The following is a 12,904-nucleotide window of genomic DNA, read 5'->3' on the forward strand; positions in this document are numbered from 1 at the left end:
CTTTCGACAGGTGAAAATATATGTTTAAAAATACAGCAACTTCACAACATAAAAAATCATTTCTAACTTCTGTTCAACTAATCGTAATCTTTTATTTATTGTCAGTATTAGTAGCGACTATTCTGTTAAGTTTGCCGGTCGGCCATAACGAAGGAGTAGAGTTGAAATTTATTGATGCGCTGTTTACAGCGGTGAGTGCAGTGAGTGTAACAGGCTTAACGTCTGTTAATATTTCAGAAACGTTCAACCAAGTTGGAGTCGTCCTTCTTGCCATCATCGTACAGATTGGTGGAATCGGCGTTATGACACTTGGTACAGCCATTTGGCTTTTAATCGGCAAGCGTATTGGAATGAGAGAACGTCAATTGATCATGACAGACCAAAACCAGTCGACACTGGCAGGGCTTGTACAATTGATGAAGCAAATACTAACACTCATTATTGGGATTGAAATCGTAGGAACAGTATTGTTCTTTATCCTATTTCAGCCTTATTATGACACAGAAGTAGAAGTACTCTATCACGCATTTTTTGCAGCAGTTACAGCAACAACGAACGCAGGTTTTGATATAACGGGAAGCTCACTCATCCCATTTCGTCATGATTATCTCGTTCAGATTGTTACAATGTTTCTGATCACATCTGGTGCTATTGGTTTTCCCGTATTAGTAGAGATCAATAACTTTATTAAAGAGCGTAAGTATTTAGAGCGTTACACGTTCACTCTTTTTACGAAAGTAACTACAACTACATTTGCACTATTAGTTATTACAGGTGCAATAGGGATTTATGTTCTAGAGATGAATGCATTCTTCGAAGGTAAGTCTTGGCATGAAACAATCTTTTATTCGTTATTTCAGTCGGTTACCACGCGAAGTGGGGGGCTATCAACGATGGATGTCTCTGAGTTCACGGTACCAACTCTTCTCTTTTTAGGAGTAATGATGTTTATTGGTGCTTCTCCAAGTTCAGTTGGAGGGGGAATTCGCACGACGACATTTGCTGTGGCATTGTTAGCGACCCTCTTTTATGCGAAGGGAAGAAACACGATTAAAATCTTTAAGCGGGAGATTTACCCGGAAGATATTCACAAATCGTTCATTGTTATTATCGTTGCGATGGTTCTCTGTACAACTTCCACAATTATCTTAGCGATTACAGATCCTATGCCGATCGAGTACTTATTCTTTGAAGTTTGTTCAGCTTTTGGAACGACAGGGCTTTCCACTGGAATTACAGGTCAGTTGAGCTCAACGGGTAAAGTGATCCTAATGCTTCTAATGTTTATTGGAAGGATTGGCGTATTGTCATTCTTGTTCATCATTCGAGGAAAAGTGGTAACAGAGCACATTCATTACCCGAAAGAAAAATTAATAATTGGTCAATAAAAGTGATTCACGTTTGAATTCACGCTTCTGTTTACTTATAATGAACGTAAGTAAATAAGTCCTTCGGGGTCGGGTGAAATTCCCAACCGGCGGTGATGAGGCTCTAGCCTCTTAGTCCGTGACCCGGTTTTGCTTCTAGCAGAAACGGTGGATTCGGTGTAATTCCGAAGCCGACAGTATAGTCTGGATGGGAGAAGGAACGTGAACACTTTTAGAATACCTGTGTTTGAAATGGGTATAGTTAAAGGTTTATTTCGTTATATTCTTAACATTCAAAACCCCGGAAGCTTTGTTTCCGGGGTTATTTGTATTAAGAAAAAAGGACTCCTGCTTATGCATATTTACGATGATACTAACGTCATACGAGGGGAGGGAAAGCTTTTTGTTTACAGGCATTATCGAAGAAAATGGTACGATAAAATCAATTTCTAAAGGAAATGAAACAATCGTTCTTACGGTTAAAGCTGAAGAAATATTAAAAGATGTAAACCTTGGAGACAGTATCGCAGTTAACGGTGTTTGTTTAACGGTGACATCATTTAATAAAAGAGAGTTCACAGTGGATGTAATGCCAGAAACGTTTCGTTCTTCCACATTGAGAATGTTGAACAATCGTGATCCAGTCAACCTAGAACGAGCGATGGCAGCTGGTGGCCGGTTCGGTGGACATTTTGTTTCAGGACATGTTGATGGAACGGGAACAATCCTTGAAAAGCGTCCAGAGAAAAATGCCATTTATTATAAAATTGAGTTACCTAAGCATCTGATGCGTTATTTTATGTTGAAAGGCTCTGTATGTGTAGATGGGACGAGTCTCACTATATTTGAAGTAACCGAAAGTACAATTACTGTTTCATTGATACCTCATACAGCAGAGCATACGATTTTAGGATCAAAAGGAACGGGTGACATCGTGAACATTGAATGCGACATGCTCGCAAAATATGTACACAATATGTTGTCGCCGAAAGAAGAAACTACACAAAAGTCGAAGCTGTCTCTTGATTTCTTACAAGAGCACGGATTTTAGGAGGAGAGTTCATGTTTCACTCCATAGAAGAAGCAGTTGCAGATCTTAAAGAAGGAAAAATTGTGATCGTAGTAGATGACGAAGACCGTGAAAACGAGGGTGACTTTGTCGCACTCGCTGAAGGGATCACTCCTGAAACGATCAATTTTATGGTAACACACGGCAGGGGCCTAGTATGTACACCAATCTCAGAGGAAATTGCTGTAAAGCTTGATCTATCGCCGATGGTAGTTGCTAACACAGATTCGCATGGCACGGCTTTTACGATAAGTGTGGATCATATTTCAACAACAACGGGTATCTCAGCTCAAGAGAGAGCAGCCACAGTACGTGAACTAGTGAATGCAGATTCCGTACCTTCTGATTTTAAGCGCCCTGGTCATATTTTTCCGCTGATCGGAAAAAACGGCGGTGTGTTGCGAAGAGCAGGGCATACGGAAGCAGCAATTGATCTCGCCGAAATGGCAGGCAGCAAATCGGCTGGTGTTATCTGTGAAATCATGAAAGAGGATGGAACGATGGCTCGTGTCCCAGAACTCGTTGAGCTGGCGAAACAACACAATATGAAACTGATCACGATTAAAGACCTTATTACGTACCGAAACAAAACAGAGCAGATGGTTAAGCGTGAAGTAGAAATTAATCTACCGACTGAGTTCGGTGATTTTAAAGCGATCGGTTTTTCAAATGTATTAGACGAGAAAGAACATGTTGCACTTGTAAAAGGTGATGTAGAAAACGGTGAACCAGTTTTAGTACGCGTCCATTCTGAATGTTTAACAGGTGATGTATTCGGCTCAGCTCGCTGTGATTGTGGATCACAGCTACACGCAGCTCTTTCTCAGATCGAAAAAGAAGGTCGTGGCGTTTTACTATACATGAGACAAGAAGGCCGCGGCATCGGACTTATCAACAAGATGAAAGCTTATAAACTTCAAGAAGAGGGTCTGGATACAGTTGAGGCAAATGAACAGCTTGGGTTCGCACCAGATCTGCGGGACTATGGAATAGGAGCACAGATTTTAAAGGATCTTGGCATCAGTAAAATGAAACTGTTGACTAACAATCCAAGAAAGATTGCTGGATTAAAAGGTTATGACTTAGAAGTGATCGATCGTGTGGCGCTTCAGATGCCTCATAACAAGAACAACGAAGATTATCTAAAAACAAAAAAGAGTAAATTGGGGCATATGCTTCATTTCTAATCAGGAGGAATAGTCATGGCAAAATTATTTGAAGGACATTTAGTTGGTACAGGATTAAAAGTAGGTATTGTAGCAGGACGTTTTAATGATTTTATTTCAGATAAATTAGTTTCAGGTGCACAGGATGCATTCAAAAGACACGGTATTTCTGAAGATGATGTAGACATCGCTTGGGTTCCTGGAGCGTTTGAGATTCCATTGATCGCTAAAAAGATGGCAGATAGCGGTAACTATGATGCAGTGATTACCTTAGGAGCGGTAATCCGCGGATCAACGCCTCACTTTGATTATGTATGTAATGAGGCAGCGAAAGGAGTCGCTCAAGCATCTATGTCGAGTGGCGTTCCAGTAATCTTTGGCGTTTTGACAGTGGATTCAATCGAACAAGCGATCGAACGTGCAGGAACGAAAGCAGGAAACAAAGGCTGGGAAGCTGCTGTGTCTGCTATTGAAATGGCAAACTTAACGCGTCAGTTAGGATAAATTGTAAGTGTGTGAAAGCCCGTCACTTTTGAAGTGGCGGGTTTTTTTGTTTGTTTTAGAAACCGATGGTGTACGAGTTTGTCGAGGGGTGTCGACTCGTGGATAACTTTTGGATTTAAAGCCAAAACTCGTGGATTGATAGCCAAAACTCGTCGATTGAGAGCCAAAACTCGTCGATTGAAAGCCAAAACTCGTGGATTGAGAGCCAAAACTCGTGGATTGAAAGCCAAAACTCGTGGATTGAAAGTAAATTATGATGGGATCATGCGAAAACGCTGTAGATTGAAGCGGCAACCTCACTTCAAGCACCTTTCTAAAGCACAAATTAACAGCATTTTAAATAATTTTAAGCATATCTAAAAGCAATTGACATAGTTATTAGAATAGTGTTAAGATTACCAAAGTTACAAACTACAAAATTATGGAAAGGATGGTTGTGTCATGGTGAAAGAAATGATTGTTACTCAAATTGCGGTCACTGTTGTAATCAACGATGACTCTACAATTTCATACCATGACCTGCCGGAAGAGATGTATTAGAATTTTACTCTATATATCCACCTTTTCTACATACATGTTTGTACGCAGGTCATCCCAGTCGTGACGTGTGTTTTTTTATGATTTCAAAGCATACCGAGTTCGAATGGTATGCTTTTTTTATTTTTGTTTGCTTAGAAGAGATCATTCTTCTTTTTGCAATAGATTCACTAAATATGAGGAGGAGAACAAATGAAAAGAAAATCATTGAACGTGTGGCTAGAACGTAAGGATCATACACTTTTCGGGTAGCTTCGTTAAACAACTGTTTAAAAGAATGGTAGATCGAGAGGAGAGACATTATGTTTTCAGTTTTAGGAAAATTAGCTTGGTTCTTTAAGAAACATTGGATACGATACACGGTTGCAGTAGTGTTACTGACTGGCGTTGGGATTATCGAGATCATCCCACCGAAACTCATCGGTAACATCATTGACTCCATTCACATGGGCACGATCACAAAAGAAGACATGATGCGGACTCTTGGAATCTTTGTTGCTGTTATTGTTTCAATGTACATTACGATGTACATATGGATGTATCAGCTTTTTGGAGGAGCATTTATCATCGAACGCTCGATGCGTTCAAGTTTTATGAGGCACTTATTAAAGATGACTCCTACGTTCTTTGAGAAGAATAGAACGGGAGATTTGATGGCACGTGCGACAAATGATTTAAAAGCCATCTCTATGACTGCAGGATTTGGAATTTTAACACTCGTGGATTCAAGTCTGTTCATGTTAACGATCTTGTTCGTGATGGGATTCATGATCAGTTGGAAATTGACATTTGCAGCGCTCATTCCACTTCCGATTATCGCTTTTATCATTAAAAAATACGGAAAAAAAGTACATCAGCGTTTTACCGTTGCGCAAGACGCGTTTGGAGAAATGAACGATTCAGTTCTTGAAAGCATTCAAGGGGTACGTGTTATTCGTGCTTATGTTCAAGAAGAAGAGGATGTACAGCGCTTCAATAAAGTAACCGAGGATGTATTTGAAAAGAACTTAGCTGTATCAAGAATCGATGCATTGTTTGAACCAACGATCAAAGTATTAGTAGGAATCAGCTATTTGATCGGTTTAGGTTATGGAGCATATATGGTCTTTCATAAGACGATCACACTTGGTGAACTTGTTACGTTTAATGTTTACTTAGGTATGCTGATCTGGCCGATGATTGCGATCGGTGAGCTAATTAACATTATGGAACGTGGAAGTGCATCGCTTGATCGTGTTAATGAAACGCTTAGCTATGAGCCCGATGTTAAGAATGCAGAAGATCTTGTTCCATTAAAGGATCCGGGGACAATCGCTTTCGAAAATGTGACATTCAAATATCCCTCTTCTGAAACAGATAACTTAAGAAACATCAACGTTAAGGTGGAAAAAGGAGCGACGCTTGGAATCGTTGGTCGAACAGGAAGCGGAAAAACAACACTTCTTAAACAGCTTTTAAGAGAGTATCCAGCTGGAAAAGGGAACATCACATTCTCTGGTGTAGGAATTGAGGATATTGCTTTAGAGGACCTGCAAGGGTGGATCGGATACGTACCGCAGGATGCTATTCTTTTCTCCAAAACAGTGGAGGAAAATATCTTGTTTGGGAACAGCACAGCAGGTGTTGATAAGTTGAATCATGTTATGGAGATGGCATCATTCAGAAAAGATGTTCAGCACCTTCCTGAAGGGTTGAACACGCTCGTCGGTGAAAAAGGTGTGGCGTTATCAGGAGGACAGAAGCAGCGTGTGTCTATTGCACGAGCATTATGTGTAGATCCAGAAATCTTAATCCTAGATGACGCGCTTTCTGCTGTAGATGCGAAAACGGAGACAGCAATCATCGGTAACATCCGTAAAGAGCGCGCTGGGAAAACAACATTTATTACAACACACCGACTGTCAGCTGTTGAACACGCAGATTGGATTATCGTTATTGATGACGGCGCGATCGTGGATGAAGGCAGACATGAGGATTTAATCGCTAGAGACGGCTGGTATAAAGAGCAGCACGAACGTCAGCAGATCGAACAAAATTTAAATGATAATAAGGCGGTGTAGCCATGAACGTAGGAAAACGCCTGTTTCAATACGCACTTCACTATAAAAAGAACTTTATTCTCGGGCTTTTGATGCTGACCGTTGCCATTGGGGCGGAGCTGACTGGACCGTTTATCGCAAAGACGATGATCGATGACCATATACTTGGGATCGAGAGGCCGTGGCATCAAGTAGATAATGAAGAAAAAGCAGCAGTGAAATACGATGGAAACTGGTATAAGCGAAGCGATCATTTTGATCCAGGAGAAGATAAAGGAAAAGAAATTCGAGTTATACAAGTTAAACGCGACTACTTCGTTGTACCTAATAAAATAGCTTTTGATGGTGAGCGAAAAGTGGTTAAGGGTGAGGTGACGATTTCGTTTAAAGGTAAATCCGAAACCTATTCGGCAGATAAACTGAGTACGAGTGAAACATTTGCTTTTTATAAGCCAGAAATCAGAGGAATCATGAAATTGACCATGATCTACTTAAGCCTTCTCGTTTTTGCGGCATTCTTTCAATATGGTCAACGCTATATGCTGCAGCGCTCTTCTAATCTGGTTATCAAAAAAATTCGTCAAGATGTGTTTGCCCACGTTCAGCGCGTAGCGATCACATATTTTGATAATCAGCCTGCTGGGAAAATCGTTTCTCGTATTACGAATGATACGGAAGCGATCAAAGAATTATTTATTAACGTACTAGCTAACTTTTTTACAGGAATCATCTATCTGACGGGTATTTTCATCGCATTGTTCTTACTCGATGTGAAGCTTGCAACGATCTGTTTGATTCTTGTACCAATCTTAGTAGTTTGGATTATCGTTTACAGAAAGTTTGCTTCTAAATACAATCATAGAATTCGTTCAACGCTAAGTGACATTAACGGCATGATAAATGAATCGATCAATGGTATGACAATCATTCAAGCTTTTAAGCGCCAAAAAGAGACTTCAGAAGAATTTGAAGCGATGAATAAAGAATACTTCACCTTCCAAAATAAGCTCTTAAGTCTTAATGCAATGACGGGACATAACCTCGTATTGTTATTAAAGAACCTTGCGTTCATGGCATTCATCTGGCACTTTGGTGGGCAGGCACTTGGTGTAGGTTCAGTTATTTCGATCGGTGTTCTGTACGCCTTTGTAGATTATTTAAACCGTATGTTTCACCCGGTAACAGGTATGGTTAACCAGCTAGCACAGCTTGAGCAGGCACTTGTATCTGCAGAGCGAGTATTCGTTCTGATGGATGAGCCAGGACAGAAAGTAACTGAAACTGAGATTGAACGCTACAAAGGTAATGTTGAGTTTCAAGATGTGACGTTTAGTTATGTAGAAGGGGAGCCAGTCCTTAAAAATATAGCTTTCGAAGCAAACCAAGGTGAGACGGTGGCACTTGTCGGTCACACTGGTTCTGGTAAAAGCTCTATCATGAATCTATTATTCCGTTTCTATGACATCAAACAGGGAAAAATCATGATCGATGGCCAAGACATTATGAAGCTATCTAAACAGGAGCTTCGACAGCATATGGGTATCGTCTTGCAAGATCCTTTCTTGTTCACAGGAACGATTGCATCCAACGTGAGCTTGGATAATCCTGAAATCACGCGGGAACAAGTTGAAAAGGCACTCACCGATGTAGGTGCGATGCCATTTATCAACAACTTGCCTAAAGGATTAGATGAGCCGGTTATTGAAAAAGGAAGTACCCTTTCATCCGGTCAGAGACAATTAATTTCTTTTGCAAGAGCGCTAGCTTACAATCCAGCTATCTTAATACTTGATGAAGCAACGGCAAGTATTGATACTGAAACAGAAGCTGTGATTCAAGAGGCACTAGATGTCCTGAAGAGAGGAAGGACCACTTTCATTATTGCTCATAGACTTTCTACGATTAAGAGTGCGGATCAAATTCTCGTTCTCGACCGTGGTGTGATCGTAGAACGTGGCAGTCATGATGAATTGATGAAAGAAAAGGGACGATACTTCCAAATGTACCAGCTACAACAAGGAAAAACAGAAACACGAGCAGTAAGTTAAACGCTAAAAGGAGCCTATATGGGCTCCTTTTTCGCATTTGTTATTTTCAGAAGGAGGCTTATCACCCTTCTTCTTTATTTTTTTCATCCATTTCATCGTTTTGTTCGCCATCGTCCACACCGTTGTCTTGATCTACACCGTCACCGCAAGCAGTTAATCCACCTAAAGTTAACATCGCTGCCAAAGTTCCAGCTGCCCATCTCTTTCTCCACATGTGAATCACTCCTCTTTTCATTTTTTTGAAAATAATTTTGTTTAGTGAAAGATTCCCTTAAAGAAGTCGATAAAACATATGAATCTATAAAATGAGCGTTTAGTCACATGTAATTGCATCATATTGGATGAAATGTAACTGATTATTAAGGAAGAAGGAAATTAAATTGGCATCTATACTAAGCATTTTAACAAAAAAGAAAAGTACGGCAGCAGTGCTTGATCCAACTGAGAATTTCAAAGAAGACGTGAAAATTTTAGTATCTCCTAACAGTGAGTGGCAAAAGCAATTGAACATGATTTCATTAACAGTTGATGACTTAGCAATCATTCGCTCGATCAAACCGTTGCTCTCTGAGAATATTGAAGAGATCGTGAACCAATTTTATAAAAACATTGAACATGTTCCTGGCTTGATGGAAATTATTCAAAAACACAGTTCAGTTAATAAGCTTCAAGTGACGTTGATCAAACATATACAAGAAATGTTTGATGGGGTTATCGATACAGCCTATATAGAGCAAAGAAAAGTGATTGCTAGAATACACTTTAAAATCGGATTGCAGCCGAAATGGTACATCTGTTCTTTTCAGGATATGCTTCTTTCCTTATTATCTATATTGGACAAACATATTCAGGATAAAAATGAGTATCAGCTTGCTGTTAAAGCATTAACGAAGATTTTAAACTTTGAACAGCAAATTGTTCTAGAAGCATTTGAATTAGAGCAAGTAAAACAAAGAGAGCAGCATGAAGAGCAAAAAAGGCAGATTGCGGTTTCAGTTGGTGATTCTGTGGAAGAACTAGCGAGTATCTCAGAAGAGACGAGTGCAGCTCTAGAAGAGTTAACATCAAAAGCGGATGAAGTGGTTGTTTTTGCAAAAAACACAGCAGAATCAGCTGTAGAGGTATCCAATAATTCGTTGGCAGGTAAGAACAAACTAGACGATCATCAGCATATGATTCTGAAAGTAAAAGAACAATCAGAGCAAATCACAGCTGAATTGATCAATTTAGAACAAGCAACTGTAAAAATTAACGATGTTGTAGATATCGTAACAGCGATTGCGGAACAGACGAACCTTCTTTCCCTTAACGCAGCGATAGAAGCAGCTAGAGCTGGGGAAGCTGGAAAAGGATTCTCTGTCGTTGCTCATGAAGTTCGAAAGTTAGCTGATCAAACAAAGACATCTGTTTCTGGTGTATCAGAACTTGTGAAAAATACGCATAAACGTATAGAAGCTGTAACTACATCTGTTGAAAGTATTCATCATTATATAAATGATAGTGTAAGTGAAGCTACGGAAATATCAGATTTCTTTGTAGCGATTCTCTCCAAGATGGATGAGAGTACGGATCGAAGCGGAAAGCTAGAAAAAGAAGTAGAAGTGATGGCTGAAGTTATAGAAGAACTAAGTCATGCTGTTGGTCAGATCGCCGTTTCAGCAGATTCGTTAACAGATGTTACAAAAAGCATGCAACAAGAATAAAGAAGAGATCCCGTGGGGATCTCTTCTTTATTTATTGATAACATATTGTGCTCTATTGGTTTCGAATGAAACGATGTTATCGTCTGTTCGAATATCATTAATCCCATCAATTGGTATTTCGTACGTAATTGTCGGCAGCTCTACTTGTGAACCTTCCTCAGCTGCATAAGCTGTACCGTGTAAAAACAATATGTGGTCACCTAAATAGTCGTCGTGTGCATCTCTTTGTTCAAAGGTTGCTTTATCCAATGAGATTCTGATTTGATCTAGATCTCCTGCTTCTTCTTTACGAATAGAAATCTGGTTACCAGCCCACCCATTTAGTACATCTTTTAGTTCGATAATTTTAGTATCTGACATTGTTTTCACCTCATTATTCAATTTTCCCGTAATCGCTAAACTTAAACCGGAGAATAATGAGTAATTAGATATAAATAATTGTATGTAAAAGTTTTTTAGCTCACGACGCTATAGTAGGGATGCTGTAGTATGTGTGTGCAGGACATTATGAAATGAAATGTCCATAAGAGGAGGACAGAGGCACTCATTACGAGGTAATCTCTTTTTATTACGAGGTAAACTGATTTTTATACGAGGTAATCCTCAATAATTCCGTAGATAAGATTATTTATCCGATTTTAAGACAAACACCGTACATTTTTACAAATAAAAAAACTCATAAAAAGCCTTTCAGCTCTTTATGAGTCAATCATCATTTAAGGATTCAGCTCAACGATCTTATGAGCTCCCCAAGGTGCAACACTTATAATTACATCCATGTCTTTTGCTTGTTGTTCAAGTTTTTTTCCTGTGTTTTCTTGCACATAATAGCGCTCAAACCCGTAGGTAAGCTGAATATTATCAATAGAACCTGCACCCCAGACTTTTTCAGCTCTTGCAGTTAACACAACCTGATCACCCGTGACATCTGGTTTTTCTGTATAAACATTCTTAACCACATAATAACCATCACTGTTAGGCTGAAGAACAACATAAGCCTTTTGCTCACCTCGATCGAGTTCAGCTGTATCTCCCCTATAGCTTTTGAGGGGAGCTGTACTGATATCATAGCGAAGTGTCACATAATCACCATACAAAAGATCTCGAGGATCTACGGGGACGGTCTTAATCTTTATCTCTTTTCCAAAATAATCGATGCTATAATAGCTTCCTGCGATAAGTAGAAGAAACAATACTTGTAGAAGGGCAGCGATCATCCAACCTCTTTTATTAATCATGATGCGGACCTCCGTTCTTTAATATCTGCTTTTTCTTACGTTGGAGAAACGCATTTAGCATGAATAAAAGAACTCCACCAAATAAGAAGAATATGGACTTTGGCATAAAGGACCACGCAAGATTGAAGTATCCCATTAAGCAAACTAGTAAAAACAGTACGATTCCAAAATTAATTTGCGAACGACTTTCGTTACGATAGCCTTCAGCAAGCTTGAATCCTGAAAATACGAACATGATGATCAAATAAAGGATGCCTACTATTAATGGATCCGTCACTTTGACCAAGTAAAAGAACGGCAGGAAAATCAATAGTTCCCATGCATGCAAGTATAAATTCTCCTGACGTTTTCCGATGATTGATAAAGCGAATATGACCACTAATACAGGGAGGAACATATAAGGATTGGGTAGCTCAAAATCAGAAGAAAATTCATTCGTTAGCAAGAAATATAATCCGTAAGCATATCCGAAGCCTATGAGTGTTCCTAGGCGATTAAACGGTTGTTTAAATACCTTCTTATTAACCCATAATCCGCTTGTGAATAAGGCGAATCCGAATAAGAAAAACCAGAGTAGATTAACATCTTTAACCATGATAAACATCAGGACTTGAATGCTGAATCCAATCGTAAGAATCCAAGACTTTAGAATGGTTGGATATAAGAAAACAAAGCCTCCAACAGCTATTGTAAAAAGAATAAATAAAAGATAACTAAAGCTTTGAAACTCACTTATACTGTATAGTTGGCCGCCGACTGTTAATAGTCCAAGAAGGAAAAAATAGAGTTTGTTTCGATCCCTAAATAAATAAAAAACGGCAGGTAAGCTCCAAAAAACGAATAAACGAGCATCAACAGCATTTAAGTGAAAAGTCTGACCTAAAAGAATGATGCTTGCACCAAATGTAATGATCCCTAGAAGATTAAGAGAAGTACCTAAAGAATGATGGCCAGCTTTCAAATAACGTTCACCTGTAAAATAAAAACCGAGCATAAACACGATAAGTAAGGATAGTCTGGCAATTGGTGAGATTTCTCCCCAATTTGAAGCGATGAAAGATAGGATACCAATGCCGATTAGGATACTTGCTAGAATGGGTAATACTCCAGTAACTTTTCGCTTGTCTTCGGCATCAGGATATCTTGCCAGAATCAAACCTAACTGATCTTCAGTGATGATATTGTCAGCGATCCATTTTTGACCTTCTTTTCTCATCCATTGTTTGTTCATGT

The 12,904-nt window shown here is 39.3% G+C and carries 12 protein-coding genes and 1 riboswitch; of the genes, 7 read left to right on the plus strand and 5 right to left on the minus strand.

Features of this window, described 5'->3' with window-relative positions; translation table 11 throughout:
* The first annotated feature begins 20 nt into the window (after positions 1–20).
* From P4V41_RS14340 to ribH, 4 genes are all read left to right on the plus strand, one after another.
* On the plus strand, positions 21–1,388 hold the full coding sequence (locus tag P4V41_RS14340) for a TrkH family potassium uptake protein (RefSeq protein ID WP_328085737.1): 1,368 nt from the start codon (positions 21–23) through the stop codon (positions 1,386–1,388).
* Between the two features lie 55 nt (positions 1,389–1,443).
* Positions 1,444–1,591: riboswitch (FMN riboswitch) on the plus strand.
* Between the two features lie 179 nt (positions 1,592–1,770).
* Positions 1,771–2,418, plus strand: a complete 648-nt coding sequence (ribE, locus tag P4V41_RS14345) for a riboflavin synthase (RefSeq protein WP_328085739.1) — start codon at positions 1,771–1,773, stop codon at positions 2,416–2,418.
* Positions 2,419–2,429: 11 nt separating this feature from the next.
* The gene (locus P4V41_RS14350; protein WP_328085741.1) at positions 2,430–3,623 is read left to right on the plus strand and encodes a bifunctional 3,4-dihydroxy-2-butanone-4-phosphate synthase/GTP cyclohydrolase II; all 1,194 of its coding nucleotides are present in this window, start codon (positions 2,430–2,432) and stop codon (positions 3,621–3,623) included.
* A gap of 15 nt (positions 3,624–3,638) precedes the next feature.
* Positions 3,639–4,106 (plus strand): 6,7-dimethyl-8-ribityllumazine synthase, encoded by a 468-nt coding sequence (gene ribH / locus P4V41_RS14355; RefSeq protein ID WP_328085743.1) that lies wholly within the window; start codon positions 3,639–3,641, stop codon positions 4,104–4,106.
* Here the strand turns inward: ribH and P4V41_RS21670 are convergent.
* Entirely contained in the window at positions 4,098–4,415 is a 318-nt protein-coding gene (locus P4V41_RS21670; RefSeq protein ID WP_419181319.1) for a hypothetical protein, read from the minus strand. The two genes, ribH and P4V41_RS21670, sit on opposite strands and share 9 nt — an antisense overlap.
* Before the next feature lie 530 nt (positions 4,416–4,945).
* Between P4V41_RS21670 and P4V41_RS14360 the strand changes: the two genes are divergently transcribed.
* Both P4V41_RS14360 and P4V41_RS14365 read left to right on the plus strand, forming a co-directional pair.
* Positions 4,946–6,703 carry an ABC transporter ATP-binding protein gene (locus tag P4V41_RS14360; protein ID WP_328085745.1) on the plus strand — a complete coding sequence of 586 codons (1,758 nt, stop codon included), beginning with the start codon at positions 4,946–4,948 and terminating at the stop codon, positions 6,701–6,703.
* Between the two features lie 2 nt (positions 6,704–6,705).
* Complete coding sequence (locus P4V41_RS14365; protein ID WP_328085746.1) at positions 6,706–8,730, plus strand: ABC transporter ATP-binding protein; 2,025 nt, start codon at positions 6,706–6,708, stop codon at positions 8,728–8,730.
* Positions 8,731–8,791: 61 nt separating this feature from the next.
* On the opposite strand, the gene P4V41_RS14370 is transcribed toward P4V41_RS14365, so the two are convergent.
* On the minus strand, positions 8,792–8,944 hold the full coding sequence (locus P4V41_RS14370) for a hypothetical protein (protein WP_328085747.1): 153 nt from the start codon (positions 8,942–8,944) through the stop codon (positions 8,792–8,794).
* A gap of 166 nt (positions 8,945–9,110) precedes the next feature.
* Between P4V41_RS14370 and P4V41_RS14375 the strand changes: the two genes are divergently transcribed.
* On the plus strand, positions 9,111–10,433 hold the full coding sequence (locus P4V41_RS14375) for a globin-coupled sensor protein (protein WP_328085749.1): 1,323 nt from the start codon (positions 9,111–9,113) through the stop codon (positions 10,431–10,433).
* 27 nt (positions 10,434–10,460) lie between these two features.
* Here the strand turns inward: P4V41_RS14375 and P4V41_RS14380 are convergent, their stop codons facing one another.
* The 3 genes from P4V41_RS14380 to P4V41_RS14390 form a co-directional block, all read right to left on the minus strand.
* Positions 10,461–10,793: a hypothetical protein gene (locus tag P4V41_RS14380; RefSeq protein WP_137790566.1), complete on the minus strand. Its 333-nt coding sequence runs from the start codon at positions 10,791–10,793 to the stop codon at positions 10,461–10,463.
* A gap of 356 nt (positions 10,794–11,149) precedes the next feature.
* Positions 11,150–11,671, minus strand: a complete 522-nt coding sequence (locus P4V41_RS14385) for a GDYXXLXY domain-containing protein (RefSeq protein ID WP_328085750.1) — start codon at positions 11,669–11,671, stop codon at positions 11,150–11,152.
* Entirely contained in the window at positions 11,664–12,902 is a 1,239-nt protein-coding gene (locus P4V41_RS14390; RefSeq protein WP_328085751.1) for a DUF2157 domain-containing protein, read from the minus strand. Before P4V41_RS14390 ends, P4V41_RS14385 begins: the two co-directional genes overlap by 8 nt.
* Positions 12,903–12,904 lie beyond the last annotated feature (2 nt).

Source organism: Fictibacillus nanhaiensis (genome assembly GCF_036213205.1).
Taxonomy (GTDB): domain Bacteria; phylum Bacillota; class Bacilli; order Bacillales; family Fictibacillaceae; genus Fictibacillus; species Fictibacillus nanhaiensis_E.